Here is a 17,275-nt window from a genome sequence, read left to right as displayed (position 1 = left end):
CTCCCAGTGGTCGCGGTGGATCTTCAGGAAGCGGGAGGTCCACTCGATGGCCTCCTCCTTCGAGCGGACCTGGTAGAGGGCGTAGCTGATCAGCTCCTTCGCCTCGGCGAACGGACCGTCCGTGACGCTCAGCTTCCCTCCGGTGAGCTCGACCCGCGCGCCCTGGGCGCTCGGGGCCAGCCCGGCGGTGTCGAGGAGCGCCCCGGCCTTGGTGGCCTCCTCCCCCAGCTTGGCGATGGCCTCCATCAGCTCGGCGGGCGGCGGGGTGGCGGGCTGGGTGGTGACGTTGAGGATGATCATGTACCTCATTGCGATCTCTCTTTCTTATGGGTTTTCTGTGAGTGTTCCGGATCTGGTGTGAGTGGCGAGGTTCAGGCGGGTACGGGCGCGGTGCGCCGGTAGAAGTGAAGCGACAGGGCCGAGAGCCAGGTCAGTGCGACCACGACTCCCGTGATGAAGACCAGATTGGCCCAGGCGGCGCCGGCGCCGGTCGCGACGACGGCGAAGGATCCGAAGAACAGCACACCGGCGGCCGGGGAGTAGACGGCCCATCCCGTACGGCCCTCCGCGGCGAACCGGCGACCGATGACGAAGCAGGCCACGATCAGGCAGAGAAAGCCGGCGGCGGCGCAGGTGAAGTGCAGTGTCCCGTGCCAGCTGACCGCTCCCGGGCCGTCCGGCGTCCCTACCGGGAAGCCCATCGCCGGGTCCGCCCGGAAGATCCCCGCGCCGATCATCCCCACGCCGTGCCCGCCGACCAGCCGGGGAACCCAGGTCGCCCCGCGCCCCGAGGGGAGGGCCCGGCGCAGGCCGGCCGCGCCCGCGAGGGTCGCCAGGGCGACGACCAGGAAGTTGGCGATCTGTATCCAGCCGAGGTCGCCGTTGGCGAGCATGCTCCACGGATGGCGGGCGAGGTCGAACCCGTCCCGGGTGAGCGCCTGGGCGAGGGACACCGTGATGTACACCGGTCCGGCGATGACGCCGTAGCCCAGGAGCGACCTGGTGACGCTGGTCCGCGAGTCACAGGTCGCCGGCGTGGCGGTCCTCGTCATCTGCTGGGTCATGGCCTTCTCCTCGCGAGTCCGGGGCTGATTCTCGGGTTCCTCTCGGCCCTTTGACTACGCTTCGAACGAGCCCACGCCGTTTCGACAGACCGGCCCGATCTTTTTCAAGATTTTTTCGAGCTCCTGTTTCCGCAGCGTATGCGGGTGGCCCATGCCGGAAAGGCAGCTTCGGCGAGGTGGGCGGCCTACTTCTGCGGGTGGTCCTGATTCTCCACGTGGAGCAGCAACCTCTTGAGCAGCGCGGCGAGAGTTTCCTGGTCTTCCCGGCCGAGCACACCGACCATGTCGGCCTCGACCTCGCCGCGCAGGCCCATGGCCTTCAGCCAGGACGCGCGTCCCTGTTCGGTGAGCTCCACGTCCACCCGCCGCCGGTCCTCCACGTCGCGGGTGCGCCGGACCAGGCCCGCCTTCTCCAGGGTGTCGAGCCGTCCGGTCATGCCGGCAGGCGACAGCTTGAGCTCGGCGGCGAGTTCCGACGGGGTCATCCGTCCTCCCTCGCCCCGCGCACTGAGGCGGTGCAGGGTCTCGAACTCGAAGTCCTGCAGACCGACGGCGGCCAGAGCGGCGTCCTTCGCCTGCGAGACGTGCTTCACCAGGAACTGCATCCGCGTGACGACCGCCTCGACCCGATCGTCGAACGGAGCCGTTCCCCGCCAGCGGGCGATGTGCCGGTCCACCGAATCATCCACGCGCTCATCATACGCCAGCAAATAATTTGTTGACGAATCTTTCGCTGGCGAAATAGTCTCACGGGCATGATTACCCGGCTCGTCATCGGCCGAGCGGTCGCCGCCCTCGCCACCGCGCTCATCCCCACCGGGCTGACCCTGGCGGTCATCAGGAGCACCGGCTCGGCCGTCGATCTCGGCGTCGTCCTCGCCGCCGAGATGCTGCCCATGCTCCTGCTGCTCCCGATCGGCGGCGTCCTGGCCGACCGGCTGTCGCCCAGGCGCGTGATCCTCGCCGCCGACCTGGCACGATGTGCCGCCCAGCTCGCGATCGGAATCAGGCTCCTGCTCGGCGACCCGTCCGTCAGCGAACTCGCCGGACTGGCCGGGCTGACCGGCGTCGCCGTGGCCTTCGGCGTACCCGCCGTGTCGCCTCTGGTCACGAGCGTGGTCCCCGCGGAGGATCGACTCCGAATCAACGCCAGGATCGGAGTCGTCAACGGGCTCATGCAGATGGCGGGCCCCGCGCTCGCCGGAGGGCTGACCCTGTGGGCCGGAGCCGGGTGGTCCTTCCTGATCACCGGCATTCTCTTCGCGGGCTCCGCCGTGACCCTGGGCGGGCTGGTCACGGCTCCCCGCGTCGTCACGCGCAGACACTTCCTCGCCGATCTCCGCGAAGGCTGGGCGGAGGCCAGGCGGCATCGATGGTTCCTGACCAGTCTGGCCGGCCACGGCGTCTGGCATCTCGGCGCGGGCTTCCTCCTCACGCTCGGACCGATCATCGCGGTCCGATCACTGGGCGGCGAGTCGGCCTGGGTGATCATCGTCCAGGCCGGGACGGTGGCGATGGTGCTCGGTATCCCTCTCGCCCCGAGGCTGCCCATCCGGCGACCACTGGTCGCCACAGCGATCGGAGGTTCTCTGTACGCGTGCCCGCTCGCGGCCTTCGCGATCTCGGCTCCGACGGCGGTCGTCGCGGCGGCCTACTTCGTCGCCATGCTCGGACTCGGCCTGCTGATCCCGCTCTGGGAGACCGCGATGCAGCGCCGGATCCCGCAGCAGGCGCTGGGCCGGGTGGGATCGTTCGACGCGTTGATCTCGTTCGCCGCCCGGCCGCTCGGCCTGGCGCTGGCCGCCCCCATCGCCGCCTGGGCCGGAACCACGATCCCCCTCCTCACGGCGGCGGTGCTCGTCGCGGCCGTCAACCTGATCGTTCTGGCCCTGCCCGAGGTACGCGCCCCGGGCATGGGCGGCGCCGCGGAGATCCGGCCGGTTGTCACGGGAGCAGCAGGCCCCAGTAGAGGGCCCACGGGATGAACACCAGCCCGCCGGTGAGCAGGAGGCCGAGCCGTACCCTCTCGCCTCGCGCCACGGAGCCGCGGTCGCGGCGCCAGGCCAGCGCGGTGAGAACGGTGGCCACCACGGAAGCCACCGCCAGAGCCTGCAACGCGAGCCAGATCACCGGGCGCCCGGCCAGTACGGGCCCGGGAGCGGCGAGCTTGCCGCCGGTCATCACCAGATAGGACAGGTAGGAGAACGACCCGAGCACCGTCGCGAGCCCTCCGGCGCTGAGGAGTCGTGCGGCCCTGCTCACCGGCGCCCGCGAGCCACCGCGCAGGCGACGCACCAGCGCGATCAGGGGATAGGCGGCGAACGCGACGACGAGCAGCACCAGAGCCGCGAGCTGCACCGGCGCGGACTCCCACCGGGCCGGCGGATCCACCGGCACGGTCAGGGACTCCTGTACGGGCGCGGGTCCGGACGTCTGCGCGACGGGCGGCCGGCCCGCCGTCACGTCCCGGACCCAGGAACCGACCAGTTCGGCGTAACCGGGGGCGAGCTCGGGCAGCCGGGTGACGCCGCCGTCAGGGGTCAGGTGCGCGGCGTGGTCGGCATCGGGGAAGAAGCGGAAGGTGTAGTGCCGGTTCCCGCCCTTCTCCAGAGCCTTGGCGAAACCCGGCGGGCTCTCCTGGGGCGGAGTCAGCAGATCGTGGACGCCCCAGATGCCGAGCAACGGCTGGTGCACGGCGGCGATGGTCGGCTCCGGGTCGTAGTACGGCTCGGGGAACATGCCGCCGTCGGCGAGGGTCCGGTACAGGTTGAGCTCGGTCCGGTCGACGAGCGGGCCCGACACACCGGCTTTGCGCAGCCCGGCCGCCACGGCCCAGGTCTGCTGGCGCAGCGGTCGCAGGCTGTTCGCGCCCACGAGCACGACGAAGGCGATGTCCTTCGAACGGGAGGCCGCGATCGGCGCCACCCAGCCGCCTTCGCTGAGCCCCCAGATCCCGACCTTCGCCGGGTCGACGCCCGGCTGCGACCGCAGCGCGGCCACGCCGCCGAGCGCGTCGTCGGCGAGCTGCGAGTACGACCGCTGGAAGAGCGAATAGCCCTCGGACCGCTTGTCGTAGATGAGAACGGCCAGCCCCTGGCGGGCGAACCCGACGGCCTCGTTCAGCAGCTTCGTACGGGGCGTGGCCGTACCCGCGCCGTGGACGAGGACGATACCGGGCCGAGCGGTCTTCGCCGAGGCGGGCGAGAGGACCGTGCCGTGCAGGGTGAGACCTCCCTCGCCGCGGAAGCTCACCTCCGTCGCTTTCAGGTCGGACGGTACGGCGGGCGGAGGCTCGATGGCCGCCACCGCTGCCGCGGGAGTGGCGAGCAGGAAGAGGGCGGCGACCACCGCCAGGAGGCTTCGTCTCATGCTGCCGACAATATTCTGCAGAGAAGTTTCGGCAAACAGTTATCTGCAGATATCGTTCTGCGGTACTAGGCTGCTCGTCATGAAGGATGAGGAGTCGTTCCTGCTCGACGACCCCGCGCGTCTCAAGGCGCTGGCCCACCCCATGCGGCGGCTCATGCTGCGCCATCTCAACGTGCACGGTCCCGCCACGTCGACGACGCTCGGCGAGCTGCTCGGCGCCAAGACGGGCACGACCAGCTATCACCTGCGCCAACTCGAGAAGTACGGCTTCATCGAGGAGATCCCTGAGCGCTCGACCGGCAGGGAGCGCTGGTGGCGCAAGGCCGATGGTCCGCGTGACATGCGGCTGCCCACGCCCGACCAGCTCGCCCCCGAGGACCGCCCCGTGCTCGCCGAGTTCCACCGGATCGGCATGGACGAGGACCGTGTGCTGTTCGAGCGCTTTCCGGAGGCCTACCGGCGTGATCCCGACTGGGCCAAGGGGTCGCGCGGGCTCGGCCGGATGACGAAGGCCGAGTTCCAGGAGTTCTTCGACGCCTACATCGCGCTGTTGATGAAGTACAGCCATCGGGCGGAGGACGCCCCGCCGGACGCACGCCCCCTCCATATCCGGCTCTTCGCCCTGCCCGCCGACGAGGACTGACAACCCACGAGGGCTGACAGCCACTCACCGCAGCGGCGATCGCACGTCGCCGGGCACGACGACGGTCGGGTGAACCGCGCCCCGCGACCCCCGGGCGCAGTTCACGGACGCGGTTCACCGGACGCGGTTACTTCCTGGGCGCCGGCTCGAAGGCGCAGCTCGTGCTGGGCCCGCTGCCGTCCTCGGAGCGGGCATCGAGGACGCCACCACCGCCGGACGACTTCGCGCCGGCGGCCGCCTCGGACTTCGCGACCGCCTCGGCTTCCTCTCCGACGTAGACCTTGCCGTCCTTCACCGCCACCTGGACCTTGTCGGCGGGCGGGACCGACGCCACCTCCTCACCGTTGTGGAAGACCTTGCCGTCCTTCACCTCGACCTTTTCGAGCTTCAGGGAGCCGTCGCCGGGGGCGGGGCACTCCGCCGTGGTCGGCGTGCCGGTCGTCCGGAAGAGCCCGGTCGCGTTGGCGGCCGTCGCGACGGACCCGGCCAGCACGGCGGCGACGGCGCCGACGAGAAGGAATCGGGAGAGCTTCATGCGGGTACCTCCTGCTCGCTTGCCTGTTGACGCGCCCAGAGTCGCGCGGCGTACCTGAAGTGAGCCTGAAGGCGGCAGAAATGATCTTCAGGTTGGCTTTAGGTGGCCTCGTTCAGGCTGTACGCCATGCGGGTGCTGCTGGTGGAGGACGAGAAGCGGCTGGCCGAACTGCTGCGCAGCGGGCTGGGCGAGGAGGGCTTCGCGGTCGACGTCGCCCACAACGGGCGCGAGGGCCTGTGGATGGCGACCGAGAACCGGTACGACGCCATCGTGCTGGACGTGATGCTGCCCCTGGTCAACGGGTACACCGTGTGCCGGCGCCTCCGCGACGCCGGCGACTGGACACCGATCATGATGCTCACCGCGAAGGACGGCGAGTACGACGAGGCCGAGGCGCTGGACATGGGCGCGGACGACTTCGTGTCCAAGCCGTTCTCGTACGTGGTGCTGCTGGCCCGTCTCCGCGCGCTGGTACGGCGCGGCGGGCACGAGCGGCCGGTCGTCCTGACGGCGGGCGATCTCGTGGTCGATCCGGCCGGGCTGCGCTGCCGCCGAGGAGAGGCCGAGATCACGTTGACCCCGAAGGAGTTCGCCGTGCTGCACGCCCTCGCACGCCGGGCGGGCGAGGTGGTCTCCAAGCCCGAGCTGCTGGAGCAGGCATGGGACTTCGCCTACGAGGGCGACCCGAGCATCGTCGAGGTCTACATCAGCGCGCTGCGCCGCAAGATCGACGCGCCGTTCGGCCGGTCGACGCTGGTGACCGTACGAGGAGCCGGCTACCGGCTGGACGGAGGATCGTGATGCGATGGTCGGTGCGGCTCCGCGCGACGGTCGTCGCGACCATGGCGGTCGCGCTCGCGCTCGGCGTGGCGGCCGCGGTGCTGGTCGGCAATCTGAAGAGCAGCCTGGAGGCGAGCGCCGATCATGACGCGTCGCGCCGCGCCGACGCGGCCGCGCGGTCGCTCACCATCAGCGAGGAGTCGGGGCAGCGGACGTCCAGCGCGGGCGGCCCCGCTCTCGACGGCACCGCGGACCCCGCTCCCGACGGCACCACAGGCCCCTCCCACGACGTCGCCGCGGACCCCGACGTGCGGGTCGGCCGCATGGACACCGTGTCACAGGCCGAACGCGGCTGGAGCGAGGGCTACGCCACGGCGGAGCGCGTGGTGAGCACCTCGGAGGGGCCGGTCACCGTCCAGGGCCGGGCCTCGCTCGAGCCGGCGCGCGACGCACTGAACGCGCTTCGGAAGCTGCTCCTCATGGGCATTCCGGCGTTGCTGCTGCTGGTGGCCGGGATGACCTGGCTGCTGGTCGGGTGGGCGCTCGCGCCCGTGTCGGCGATCAGGAGGACGTTCGCGGACATCACCACCAGCGACCTCCACCAGCGAGTGCCCGTACCGGCGGCCCAGGACGAGGTCGCCCGGCTGGCGCGGACCATGAACGCGACCCTCGACCGGCTGGAACGCGCCGTGGAGCGGCACAAGCGGTTCGTCGCCGACGCGGCGCACGAACTGCGCAGCCCGATCGCGACCCTCCGTACGCGGCTGGAGCTCGGAAGGCGCGAGGCCCCGGGGCTGACGCGGGAGGCGCTGACCGACGTGGAGCGGATTCAGGGGCTCGCCGCCGACCTGCTCCTGCTGGCGCGGCTCGACGCCGGTGAGCCACTGCGGACCGAGGAGATCGACCTGGGGCAGGTCACGGCGGAGGAGGCGCTGCGAACGCGGCGCCACGATATCCAGATATTTCTGGATATCGCCAATGACGTGGTCCTCCCCGGCTCCCGCTCCCACCTCAGCCGGATGATCGGAAACCTCGTCGACAACGCCGTACGGCACGCCGATTCCGCCGTCACCGTACGCGTGGCCGCGCCCGCGGTCGTGGAGGTCGTCGACGACGGCCCCGGCATCCCCGTCGAGCATCGTGAGTCGGTGTTCGGCCGGTTCACCAGGCTCGACGAGGCACGCGCGCGGGACGAGGGCGGCTCCGGCCTGGGACTGGCCATCGCCAGGGACATCGCCCGCGCCCACGGCGGCACCCTGGTCGTGGCCGAGCCGGACCGAAGGGCGAAGGGCGCACGCCTGCGCGCCGACCTGCGCCCCGGACGCCTCGGAACCGGCCATTCGCCGTAACCCGCGCGGGCCGGGTGCCGCTTGGTCGATCGTCCGGATCCGCGCATGCCAGGGCGGCCCCCCGGCGCGGCCCGCGGCGCCGAAACCGGCCACTCAGGACCGTGATCAGCGGCGCACCAGGGACGGGTAGTCCTTGAGCGTGATGTCGGTGGCGAACTTGTCCGTCATCCTCATCATGATCTTGAGCAGGAAACCGGCCTTGAAGATCCAGTTGCGCATCCAGATCCCGCGCCGCGTACGGGGAGCCAGGAAAGGACCCGCGTTGCCGTTCTTGGCGATCTTGGCGTAGCCGCGGAACTCCTCCTCGTAACGCTGGAAGGCGACGCGGTGATCACCGTCGGCCGCCGCGAGCTCGCCCGCCAGCACGTACGCGGCCACCATGGCCAGCCCGGTGCCGAACCCGCCCAGCGTGTTGCCGTACGCGGAGTCGCCGAGCAGCACCACGCGACCCTTGGCGTAGTGATCGATCCTGACCTGGCTGATCGAGTCGAGATAGAGGTCGCCCGCGTGCCGCACCGCCTCGATGACGTCGGGAGTCCGCCAGCCCATCCCGGCATAGGCGTCGATCACGATCCGCTTCATCTCTTCGGTGTCGTACCGGTCATAGTCGAGCCGCGGCGAGGCGAAGGCGAAGAACGCCGCGGCCGCGGGCCCCCCGGTGGAGACCAACCTGCCGGGCTCGTTGTACATCGTGGCGACCTTCCCGAAATCCTGCGAGACGTCGGCCAACGCGTAGTAATAGCCCAGGTAGCGGACATAGTTCGATTCGGGGCCGAAGACCAGGCGGCGGACGTTGGAGTGGATGCCGTCCGCGCCCACGACCAGGTCGAAGGTGCGCGGGGCACCGCGCTCGAACGTGACGTGGACGCCGCTCTCTGTCTCGGTGAGCGAGGTGATGGAGTCGCCGAACACGTACGCGCATCCGGCGGCGAGGGTCCTCTCGTACAGCAGGCGGGACAGGGCGCCGCGCTGGATCTCGAGCTCGCCGCCGGTGAACTCGCCGGGCATCACCGTCAGCCTGCGGCCGTCCGCGTCGACGATCTCCTGGTCGGTCCCGCCGGTCTGCAGCCGCCGTACGTCCTCCAGGATTCCCATGCGTTCCAGCACCGTGAGGTGCGTCTCGCCCTTGAAGTCGACGGCCTGGCCCCCGAGACGCAGGGCGGGGGCCTTCTCGACCACGGTCACGTCGAACCCGTAGCGGTTGAGCCAGTAGGCCAGGGCGGGGCCGCCGATGCTGGCGCCGGAGATCAGTACGTTCTTCATGTCCCAGAGCCTCGCCGGGAGCGCTGACAGCCCGGCGACAACCGGCTGACACTCAGGAGAGGGCTGTCAGCGCCCGGTCCCGGTCCAACGCGGCGCCCCTGGCGAACGCCGCCGCGAACCTCTCGGCGCCGACGGCCTCCGTCGCGCCCGCGGCGACCCCGGCGACGTCACGATCGCCGACGACGGCCATGCCACGCAGCGCCACCCCCACCCCGAGCAGGAACGCGGCTCGCTCCGCCCTGCCGTCGAGCAGGGCCAGCCCCGCCTGCCCCTCGGCGACGTCGGCGAGGTCCGCCGCCGGCACCGCGTGCGCGAGTGCGAGCGCCTCGCCGTGACGGAGCCCGGCCTCCGCGAGGTCTCCCCCGGCCTCGGCCAGCCGTCCCAGCGCGGAGAGCACCTGCAGCCTGACACTCTCGCCGACATAGGTGCCGGGGCTGACGATGCTCAGCGCCTCCGTGTACTGGGCGCGGGCTTCGCTGTGATCACCTTGGACGCGGGCCAGCTCACCCCTGCCCAGCGCGATCAGGGCCGGCCGGTGCGATCTGCCCGTCCTGCGCTCCAGTTCGGCGGCGCGCCGCAGGTCGGCATCGACCGCGGGGAAGTCGCCCTCGCGCAGCAACCCACTCGCCCTGCGGCAGAGCACGTCCACCATCTCGTCCAGGGCGCCGAGCTGTTCCTGCAGATCCAGGGCCTGACCCCACAACCACCTGGCACGCGCCCAGTCACCCCGCCAGTTGGCGATCGTCCCCAGCCACTCGAACCCCTGCGCCATTCCCCAGCGTTCACCTACCACACGGAAGCTCTCCAGCGTCTCCGTCAGCTCCCGCTCGGCGTCGGCCACCCTGCCGTCGAGCAGGTTCAGCATCCCCCGCCCCAGCGACACCATCGCCCGGCTCCACGGGTCGGAGCCGAACTGCCGCGTCCTGGCCGAGTCGCGTGCCGGAGGCCCCGCGACCATTCCCCACATGACCGCCGCGAACGGGTGCCGCAGCTCCCGGTCCAGCGATCGCATGATCTCCTCGGCCCGCGCCCATTGCGCAGGAGACGCATCCGGTACTGCCTGCAGCACGCAGAGGACGTACTCCTCCTCCATCCGCACGGGTGCCTCGGTTCCCAGCGACCCGAGCAGGCTGAGCGCGGACGAGGCCGCCTGGCCGCGGCGGCCGCTCAGCCACCAGTACGCGGACAGGGCGGCGATCAGCCGCAGGGCCGTCTCCGGATCCGTCTGTACGGCATGGCGCAACGCGGCCCCGAAATTGCTGTGCTCCACGGCGAGCCGGGCCAGCCAGTCGAGTTGCTCGGCCCGCCGCAACCAGGGGTCGGCGCGCTGCGCCAGGTCGAGGAAGTACGCGGCGTGCGCGTCGCGCAGCCGCTCCTCCTCCCCGGCCTCCGCCAGCCGTTCCGCGCAGAACAGGCGGATCGTGTCGAACATCCGGTAGCGTCCGTCGCTCGCCTCGACGAGGGACTTGTCCACCAGATCGGCCAGCACCTCGCCGGGTCCGCAGACCCGCTCCACCGCCTCGATCGACGCCCCGCCCGAGAACACCGAGAAGCGCCTGGCCATCTCCCGCTCGTCAGGGCTGAGCAGGCTCCAGCTCCACTCCACCACCGCGTAAAGGGTCTGGTGGCGGACCGCCGCGGTGCGGTCGCCGCGCGACAGCAGCGCGAACCTGCCGTGCTCCTTCAGGCGCGAGGCGATCTCCGGAGCGGTGAACGACCGCACTCTCGCCGCGGCCAGTTCGATGGCCAGCGGCAGGCCCTCCAGCGTCGCGCAGATCTCGACGACCTCGGGCCGCATCGCGAAGCCCGGCCGTACGGCGGCGGCACGGTCCGCGAACAGCTGTACGGCGGGGTAGCCGGCCGCCTCGTCGAGGTCCGTGCCCGGCGGCGGCACGGCCAGCGGCACCAGCGGAACGAGCGTCTCGCCGGTGAGCCCGAGCGGCTCGCGGCTGGTCGCCAGTACGGCCAGCCCGGGACAGGCGTCGAGCAGCCGGCGGACGAGGACGGCGGCCGAAGCGATCACATGTTCGCAGTTGTCCAGGATGAGCAGGAGCTCATGATCCGCCAGGGCGGCCGCGATCCGGTCGGTTGGATCACTCCGGTCGAGGTCCAACGACCGCAGGCCCGTCTCGCGCAGGCCGAGCGCACCCAGTACGGCCTGCGGGACCTGGCCGCCGTCGTCGAGCGGGGACAGGTCCACGAAACAGGTGTCCCGCCCCCGGCGGCGGGCCGCCTCGATCGCCAGCCTGGTCTTGCCCGTTCCGCCGGGACCGGTCAGGGTGATCAGCCGGGAGTCCCTGAGCGAGTCGATCCGGTCCAGCTCCGCCGCCCGCCCGACGAAGCTGGTGAGCTGCGCGGGGAGTCGGCGGCCCGTCGCCCGCTCCCGTGGCTCGTCGCCACGCAGGATCGCGAGGTGGAGCGCCGCCAGCTCGGGCGAGGGATCGGCGCCGAGCTCCTCCGCGAGCAGCCGTCTGGCCTCGTCGAACACGGCCAGCGCCGCCGCCTGCTGTCCGGAGGCGTGCAGGGCCCGCATGAGCTGGCCGCGCAGCCGTTCGCGCAACGGGTTGGCCGCCACGAGTTGCCGGAGTTCGGCCGTCGAGGTGCCCTCGGGGAGTGCGAGCTCGGCCTCGACGAGGTCTTCCCGCGCCGCCAGCCGTACCTCCTCCAGGCGGGTCACCTGCGGCGGCGCGAAGGGCGCGTCGGCCACGTCCGCCAGCGCGGGACCGTGCCACAACCCCAGCGCGTCCCTGAGCGATCTCGCGGCGCGCTCGTGGTGTCCCGCGGCCAGGAGCCGGTGCCCCTCGCGGGCGAGCCGTTCGAACCGGTGGACGTCCACGTCGTCGGGGTCGACCGCGAGCCGGTATCCGGCGCCGTTGAACTCGATCAGGTCCGCGGGCAGGCTGCGGCGGAGCCGGGACACATGAGCCTGGATCGCGCCCGCCGCCCCCGCCGGAGGGTCGTCGCCGTACTGACCGTCGATCAGCCGCTCCACACCGACCGGCCGACCCGCGTCGAGCAGGAGCAACGCGAGGAGCGCGCGCGGGCGCAACCCGCCGACGGAGATCGATTCCCCCTCGGCGGTCCGGATCGCCAGCGGTCCCAGGATGCCGAACTGCACGAGAGCGATTCTCGCCCATATACAGCACTTTGCGGTGATCTGAAGGGGAAGTCTCGGGAGCGCGTCCCAGGTGCGTCCAGTGACTCGTCTCACCGCCGTGCCTCGTGACACCGCCGCAGCCGAGATGAGTACACCCGATTGGCCGGATCCTGTCGCCTTATGGCCATCGGGCCGCTGTCGGCGCCGCCGGATCCGCTGACATGCTTGCCGGATGACCCGAGCGACCATGCGTGCGATCAGCCAGGACGTCCTGGGCGGCCCCGAGGTGTTGAAGCAGGTCGAGCTGGAGCGCCCCGTCCCCGGCCCGACCGAGGTGCTGGTGCGAGTGCGCGCGGCGGGGGTCAACCCGACCGACTGGAAGCACCGCGCCACGGGCGGCCTGCTGGGGCGGACGCCGTTCGTGCTCGGCTGGGACGTCTCGGGGGTCGTCGAGTCCGTCGCGCTCGGCACGACGCTCCACAAGCCGGGCGACGAGGTGTTCGGCATGCTGCCCTATCCGTACGGCCACGGCGCGTTCGCCGAATACGTGACCGCGCCCGCGCGTACGTTCGCCCGCAAGCCCGGAAACATCGACCACGTACAGGCGGCGGCGCTCCCCTTGGCCGCGCTGACCGCGTGGCAGGCGCTGGTGGACACCGCGCGGGTCGGGACCGGGCACCGGGTGCTCATCCACGCCGCCGCGGGCGGGGTGGGCCACCTCGCGGTGCAGATCGCCAAGGCGCGCGGTGCGTACGTCATCGGTACTGCGAGCGCCGCCAAGCATGATTTCCTGCGTGGCCTGGGCGCGGACGAGCTCGTCGACTACCGCGGCGTGGACTTCGCCGAGGCGGTCGGAGACGTCGACGCGGTGATCGACACGATGGGCGGCGAGTACGGGCCACGCTCCCTGCGCACCGTGCGCAGGGGCGGCGTCATCGTGTCGCTCGTGTTGTCCAGGTTGGCCGATGGGCTGGGCGCCAGGGCCGCCGAGCTGGGCATCCGATCGGAGCCCATGCTCGTGGAGCCGGATCACGCCGCCATGAAGGCGATCGCCGCGCTGGTCGAGGCGGGTCGGCTGCGCGTCGCGATCGACACGGTGCTGCCGCTGGAGCGGGCGGCCGAGGCACACGAGTTGGGCGAGAAGGGGCACACCACCGGCAAGATCGTCCTCACCGTGGAGCCGCCCGTGGGCGGCTGAGGCGCCGCCGCCCGCATTCCGGCGATCAGCCGCCGTCGCGTCCGGCGGAAACGCCCGCCGCGCTCCCTCAGTCCAGCTCGAAAGAGGCAGGGATCAGGGCGAACCTGGGGACCGTCGTCCACATACTTCTCCAGCGCCTGCGGCATGGGATTCGCCGGATGGCTGACGTCACGCGATCGGGCCCAGATCCCAGGTCCACAGCGCCTCGTCGCCGCCGCCGACGAGTACGGCACGACCACCGAGATAGTCGATCGAAAGGGAGCCGAGGAGTCCGGAAGGACGCTCAAGCGTGCCGACCTGCCGACTGGTCGTGAGATCCCAGACCCTCATGCTCTTGTCCTGTAGTGAATAGGTGACCGCGATCGGAACGCCGCCGACCCGCCCTGAGGCGATGTTGCCGACCTGCTTGGAGTGGCCGAGCAACGGCCGCTCGATCTGCTCGCCCGTGGCGAGGTCGTAGAGCTCCACGGTCCTGCCCGTGGCCACGAGAGCCACCGTCGTGCAGTCGAACCGGGCGATCTCCACGGGGGCCGAGTGCTCGCTCTTCGCGATGCGGAACGACGCCATCCGTTTTCCCGTGCCGACGTCCCAGAGCCGGGCCCGATCGGCGCTGAAGGTCACCGCGACCAGACGGCCCGCGAGGCGGATGAGGGCCAACTGCCCTGCCGGGCCCTTCCTGACGGTGAGGTCATGCAGCCGTGTTCCCGAAGCGACGTCCCAGACCCGTACCGCCCCCGGAGGAACGACGACCGGACCGGCGAACCCGTCACCCGCTCCGACGACGAGGACTCGGCGGTCCACCTCGGTGATCGCGACCCCGCTGGCGAAGTCGTCGTAGCCGACGAGAGGTTCCCCGATCGGCGTGCGAGCGGCGATGTCGAACATCCGGATCGACGGATCTCCGACGCCGATCCCCGCGACCAGGACCACCCGCCCGCGGTAGGTGCCGACCGTGAACGAGGTGATGCGGCCGGGCAGCTTCGCCGGAGCGCCCAGCGGTTTGCCGCTGCCGAGGTCCCACACGCCGAGGGTCCCGTCGTCGTCGGCCCCCCAGGCCACCAGGACCCGCCTGCCGTACAGGTCGGCCCCCAGCGCGTAGACGAAGCCGTTGGGCCCTCCTGCGGCCGGCGGCGCGAGTTCCCGGCCGGTGGCGAGATCGTACGCGCGTACGGCGTTGTCGCGGCCGCCGGTCACGATCATGGGGCGACCGTCGAGATCACCGGCCGTCAGCGCTGTGACGTGTCCCGGGACCTCGAAGGACGACAGCCTCTCACCGGTGGCCGGATCGATGACCGCGATCGCGCTTGTGAGCCTCGACCCGCGAGTGTCGGTGGCCGCGCCGTCGATGTGCTCGGCCGAGACGAATACGGTCCGGCCGTTCAGCCGGGCGAGTGAGGAGGCGTCGAACGTGCCCTTCATCGCATGGGGAGTCGCCTGACGCGTGATCAGGTCCCAACTGATCACCCCGAGGTCGGGCGTGGGGATCAGGGCTACCGGGCGGCCGCCGATCACGGTCGTTCTGATCGTTCTGATCGTCTGGACGAACTCGTCCTCAAGGACGAGTGGTTCCCCGACGGGTTTCCCCGAGACCGGATTCCAGACGGTCACGATGTCGGTCGCTCCGGTCAGCACCACCAGGACACCCCCGACGCGGGTCAGCGCGACGGCGCTGAAGCCGGAGACACCGATGATGGGCGGGCCGACCTCGCGGCCGGTCGCCAGGTCGAACACGTGGGCGCCGTCCATGCCCGCCGTGGCGGCGATCGGCCTGCCGTCGAACTCCCCGAACGCGACGGAGACGATCCGCCCGGTGGGGAACGGTCCGCCGATGAGCCGGTGGGTGGTCGCGTCCCACATGCGGAGCGACCTGTGGCCCTGGCCGAGGATGACCGATCTGCCGTTCACGCTGCCGTACGCCACCGGGCCGTTCCCGGGGATCGGGTCGCCGATCGGTTTCAGGGTGGCCCGGTCCCAGACGCGGATGGTGCGCTCGACGCCCGCGCTGACCGCCACGGGCCGGCCGTCGAGCTCACCCACGGCCACCGAGGTCACGTCGGCGTGGCCGCCCATGTCCATCGCGACGGGCGATCCGAACGAGGCGGGAACACCGCCGCGTGACGTCTCCTGGCACGCGGTGGGCACCCGAGGCCAGCGCACTGTGGTCGGCCCGGCCGAGGCCAGTGGCACCGACCCGATCAGCAGCAGCCCGGCGAGAACGGACGACAGTCGTCGAACAGACACCCGACCCCCCTGTCCCTGAAATCGCTCGTCGAGCACAAGCCGCATCCGGCCGGCGATCGAACTTCGTGATCAGAGGGCCGGATCGTTACCGGCGGACGCCAGGGAGCCTGTGGCGACGTCCGCGTAGGGCCAGGGCTTCAGGCGGGGTCGGGACCCACTTCCTCACCCTGCGCTGATCGGCGGGCGGTCTGCCGCCTGGCTCTGGCACGGTAGGCGCTGGCCTTGGCCCGGTTCTGGCAGGACAGGTCGCAGAACCGGCGCGAGGCGTTGCGGGTGGTGTCGAGGAAGACCAGGTCGCAGCCGTCCGCCTGGCAGACGCCGAGCCGGGCGGCCTGACCGACGCCGATGACCATGGCCAGCGCCGTGCCCATGTCGGCCGCCCACGCGTCCACCCGCGTCGCGTCGGCCCGGTGGAAGGCCAGCCTGTAGGGGTGGTCCGGATCGCCGTGCAGGTTGGGCACGGCGCCGTGCCGTACCAGCATGTCGTTGAGCGCGCCCACGACGGAGGCGAGCGCGGCGTCGCCCATGCCGAACGCCGGACACAACTCGGCGGCGATCGCGGCCAGCCGATCGGCGTCCTCGGTGGTGAGAGCGCTCGGGAGCGCGCGCGGAACCCCGCCGTTCGCGACCGCCTCCGCGTTGATCGCGGCCAGCCGATCAGCCCCCGAGGTCGGCGGCCTCACCTCGCGGCCATGAGCCGAGGTGATGACCAGGCGGTTCACCAGCAGCGCGGCCAGCTCGATCCTGCTCCCGACATAACTGTCTACTTGGGGTTGACCAGTGATGCGCCAAAGATCTAGAGTCACCATCAAATCCTATCTAGACAGTGATGACGGAGACAGCGATGTCCGAATACTCCAGGCTGGCCCGGCAGATGTGGCACCAGATCGAGCCGGTGCACGCGACGCTCTACTTCTCTCCCGCGGCGTTCGACGAGGCCGCACAGCTCGGCTACGACGTCGAGTCGCGCTGGCCGAGCTACTTCGCCTGGCGTACGGCACCGCTCGGCGCCGCGGGGCCGAAGCTGGTCGCCGCCACCTACTACAGCTTCAGCCCGACGATGATCGCCGAGCACGTACCGGGCATCTGGGACACGGCATCGCCCGAACAGGTGCTCCCGGCCCGGCTGCGCGCGATGGACCGCACCTTCCACGACCTCCTCGGCGACAAGATCTCCATCCCCGAGATCGCCGAAGCCGCGGAACTCGCCGTCGCGGCCGCCGAGAGCGCCGCGGTCGCCCACCGGCCCCTCACCGCCGCCAACCTCGACCTGCCCTGGCCCGATGAGCCGCACCTCGCGCTCTGGCAGGCGTACACCGTGCTGCGCGAGCACAGAGGCGACGGGCACCTGGCCGCTCTGGCGGCCGCCGGCCTGGACGCGTGCGAGGCGCTGGTCTCGTTCGCGGCGATCGGCGCCGCACCCGCGGCCAACTTCGAGGGACGCGGCTGGAGCGCCGAGGAATGGGCGGCCGCCCACGACCGGCTGGCCACCCGCGGCCTGGTCGACGCGGACGGCGTCGCCACCCCGGCGGGCCGAGCGCTGCGCGACCAGGTCGAGCGGACCACCGACGAGCTGGCCGCCGGGCCGTGGCGCACCCTCGGAGTCGAGGCGGCGGAACGGCTCGCCCGGCTCAACCTGCCCGTCCTCGGCGCGGTGTTCGAGACGGGGATGTTGCCGTCGGTCACCACGCTGGGCATCGGCAGCGTACGGGCACCCGAATGAGACCGTGACGGCT

General features: G+C 71.3%; 15 protein-coding genes. 6 read left to right on the top strand and 9 right to left on the bottom strand.

Annotated features, from left to right (window positions below):
• From IMZ11_RS13980 to IMZ11_RS13970, 3 genes are all read right to left on the bottom strand, one after another.
• A partial coding sequence (locus IMZ11_RS13980) for a YciI family protein (protein ID WP_228641448.1) occupies positions 1 to 309 on the bottom strand: 309 nt, incomplete at its 3' end.
• 62 nt (positions 310 to 371) lie between these two features.
• Complete coding sequence (locus IMZ11_RS13975; RefSeq protein WP_228641446.1) at positions 372 to 1,064, bottom strand: DUF998 domain-containing protein; 693 nt, start codon at positions 1,062 to 1,064, stop codon at positions 372 to 374.
• Between the two features lie 185 nt (positions 1,065 to 1,249).
• The gene (locus IMZ11_RS13970; protein ID WP_228641443.1) at positions 1,250 to 1,753 is read right to left on the bottom strand and encodes a MarR family transcriptional regulator; all 504 of its coding nucleotides are present in this window, start codon (positions 1,751 to 1,753) and stop codon (positions 1,250 to 1,252) included.
• A 66-nt stretch (positions 1,754 to 1,819) separates the two neighbouring features.
• Here IMZ11_RS13970 and IMZ11_RS13965 point away from each other — a divergent pair, with 66 nt between their 5' ends.
• The gene (locus IMZ11_RS13965) at positions 1,820 to 3,049 is read left to right on the top strand and encodes an MFS transporter (protein WP_228641441.1); all 1,230 of its coding nucleotides are present in this window, start codon (positions 1,820 to 1,822) and stop codon (positions 3,047 to 3,049) included.
• Here IMZ11_RS13965 and IMZ11_RS13960 read toward each other — a convergent pair.
• Positions 3,009 to 4,433, bottom strand: coding sequence for a S9 family peptidase (locus IMZ11_RS13960; protein WP_228641439.1), 1,425 nt, complete (start codon positions 4,431 to 4,433; stop codon positions 3,009 to 3,011). The two genes, IMZ11_RS13965 and IMZ11_RS13960, sit on opposite strands and share 41 nt — an antisense overlap.
• 79 nt (positions 4,434 to 4,512) lie before the next feature.
• Here IMZ11_RS13960 and IMZ11_RS13955 point away from each other — a divergent pair, with 79 nt between their 5' ends.
• On the top strand, positions 4,513 to 5,076 hold the full coding sequence (locus IMZ11_RS13955) for a helix-turn-helix transcriptional regulator (RefSeq protein WP_061253807.1): 564 nt from the start codon (positions 4,513 to 4,515) through the stop codon (positions 5,074 to 5,076).
• Between the two features lie 127 nt (positions 5,077 to 5,203).
• Here the strand turns inward: IMZ11_RS13955 and IMZ11_RS13950 are convergent, their stop codons facing one another.
• A complete protein-coding gene (locus IMZ11_RS13950; protein ID WP_228641437.1) occupies positions 5,204 to 5,611 on the bottom strand; it encodes a hypothetical protein in 408 nt (135 codons plus the stop codon).
• 102 nt (positions 5,612 to 5,713) lie between these two features.
• Here IMZ11_RS13950 and IMZ11_RS13945 point away from each other — a divergent pair, with 102 nt between their 5' ends.
• Complete coding sequence (locus IMZ11_RS13945) at positions 5,714 to 6,412, top strand: response regulator transcription factor (protein ID WP_308066788.1); 699 nt, start codon at positions 5,714 to 5,716, stop codon at positions 6,410 to 6,412.
• Complete coding sequence (locus IMZ11_RS13940; RefSeq protein ID WP_228641435.1) at positions 6,412 to 7,740, top strand: cell wall metabolism sensor histidine kinase WalK; 1,329 nt, start codon at positions 6,412 to 6,414, stop codon at positions 7,738 to 7,740. The genes IMZ11_RS13945 and IMZ11_RS13940 overlap by 1 nt, the downstream gene beginning before the upstream one ends.
• 105 nt (positions 7,741 to 7,845) lie before the next feature.
• On the opposite strand, the gene IMZ11_RS13935 is transcribed toward IMZ11_RS13940, so the two are convergent.
• Positions 7,846 to 9,003: an FAD-dependent monooxygenase gene (locus IMZ11_RS13935; protein ID WP_228641432.1), complete on the bottom strand. Its 1,158-nt coding sequence runs from the start codon at positions 9,001 to 9,003 to the stop codon at positions 7,846 to 7,848.
• A 52-nt stretch (positions 9,004 to 9,055) separates the two neighbouring features.
• Entirely contained in the window at positions 9,056 to 12,121 is a 3,066-nt protein-coding gene (locus IMZ11_RS13930; protein WP_228641430.1) for a BTAD domain-containing putative transcriptional regulator, read from the bottom strand.
• A 226-nt stretch (positions 12,122 to 12,347) separates the two neighbouring features.
• Between IMZ11_RS13930 and IMZ11_RS13925 the strand changes: the two genes are divergently transcribed.
• Entirely contained in the window at positions 12,348 to 13,298 is a 951-nt protein-coding gene (locus IMZ11_RS13925) for an NADP-dependent oxidoreductase (RefSeq protein WP_228641462.1), read from the top strand.
• A 168-nt stretch (positions 13,299 to 13,466) separates the two neighbouring features.
• Here the strand turns inward: IMZ11_RS13925 and IMZ11_RS13920 are convergent, their stop codons facing one another.
• Positions 13,467 to 15,539, bottom strand: a complete 2,073-nt coding sequence (locus IMZ11_RS13920) for a WD40 repeat domain-containing protein (RefSeq protein WP_228641427.1) — start codon at positions 15,537 to 15,539, stop codon at positions 13,467 to 13,469.
• 137 nt (positions 15,540 to 15,676) lie between these two features.
• Complete coding sequence (locus IMZ11_RS13915; RefSeq protein ID WP_228641425.1) at positions 15,677 to 16,345, bottom strand: CGNR zinc finger domain-containing protein; 669 nt, start codon at positions 16,343 to 16,345, stop codon at positions 15,677 to 15,679.
• A gap of 38 nt (positions 16,346 to 16,383) precedes the next feature.
• On the opposite strand from IMZ11_RS13915, the gene IMZ11_RS13910 reads away from it, so the two are divergent.
• Positions 16,384 to 17,262, top strand: a complete 879-nt coding sequence (locus IMZ11_RS13910) for a hypothetical protein (RefSeq protein ID WP_228641423.1) — start codon at positions 16,384 to 16,386, stop codon at positions 17,260 to 17,262.
• The last annotated feature ends 13 nt before the right edge of the window (positions 17,263 to 17,275 follow it).

Source organism: Microtetraspora sp. AC03309, assembly GCF_020826795.1.
Classification (GTDB): domain Bacteria; phylum Actinomycetota; class Actinomycetes; order Streptosporangiales; family Streptosporangiaceae; genus Microtetraspora; species Microtetraspora glauca.
The sequence above is the reverse complement of the archived record's forward strand: the minus strand, read 5'-3'. Positions and strand labels throughout refer to the sequence as shown.

Bases quoted from the DNA above. Each gene is read 5' to 3' on its own strand.
- IMZ11_RS13960 (WP_228641439.1), bottom strand. From the start codon at position 4,433: ATGAGACGAAGCCTCCTGGCGGTGGTCGCCGCCCTCTTCCTGCTCGCC.
- IMZ11_RS13935 (WP_228641432.1), bottom strand. From the start codon at position 9,003: ATGAAGAACGTACTGATCTCCGGCGCCAGCATCGGCGGCCCCGCCCTG.
- IMZ11_RS13910 (WP_228641423.1), top strand. From the start codon at position 16,384: ATGTCCGAATACTCCAGGCTGGCCCGGCAGATGTGGCACCAGATCGAG.
- IMZ11_RS13965 (WP_228641441.1), top strand. From the start codon at position 1,820: ATGATTACCCGGCTCGTCATCGGCCGAGCGGTCGCCGCCCTCGCCACC.
- IMZ11_RS13925 (WP_228641462.1), top strand. From the start codon at position 12,348: ATGCGTGCGATCAGCCAGGACGTCCTGGGCGGCCCCGAGGTGTTGAAG.
- IMZ11_RS13955 (WP_061253807.1), top strand. From the start codon at position 4,513: ATGAAGGATGAGGAGTCGTTCCTGCTCGACGACCCCGCGCGTCTCAAG.
- IMZ11_RS13950 (WP_228641437.1), bottom strand. From the start codon at position 5,611: ATGAAGCTCTCCCGATTCCTTCTCGTCGGCGCCGTCGCCGCCGTGCTG.
- IMZ11_RS13940 (WP_228641435.1), top strand. From the start codon at position 6,412: ATGCGATGGTCGGTGCGGCTCCGCGCGACGGTCGTCGCGACCATGGCG.
- IMZ11_RS13975 (WP_228641446.1), bottom strand. From the start codon at position 1,064: ATGACCCAGCAGATGACGAGGACCGCCACGCCGGCGACCTGTGACTCG.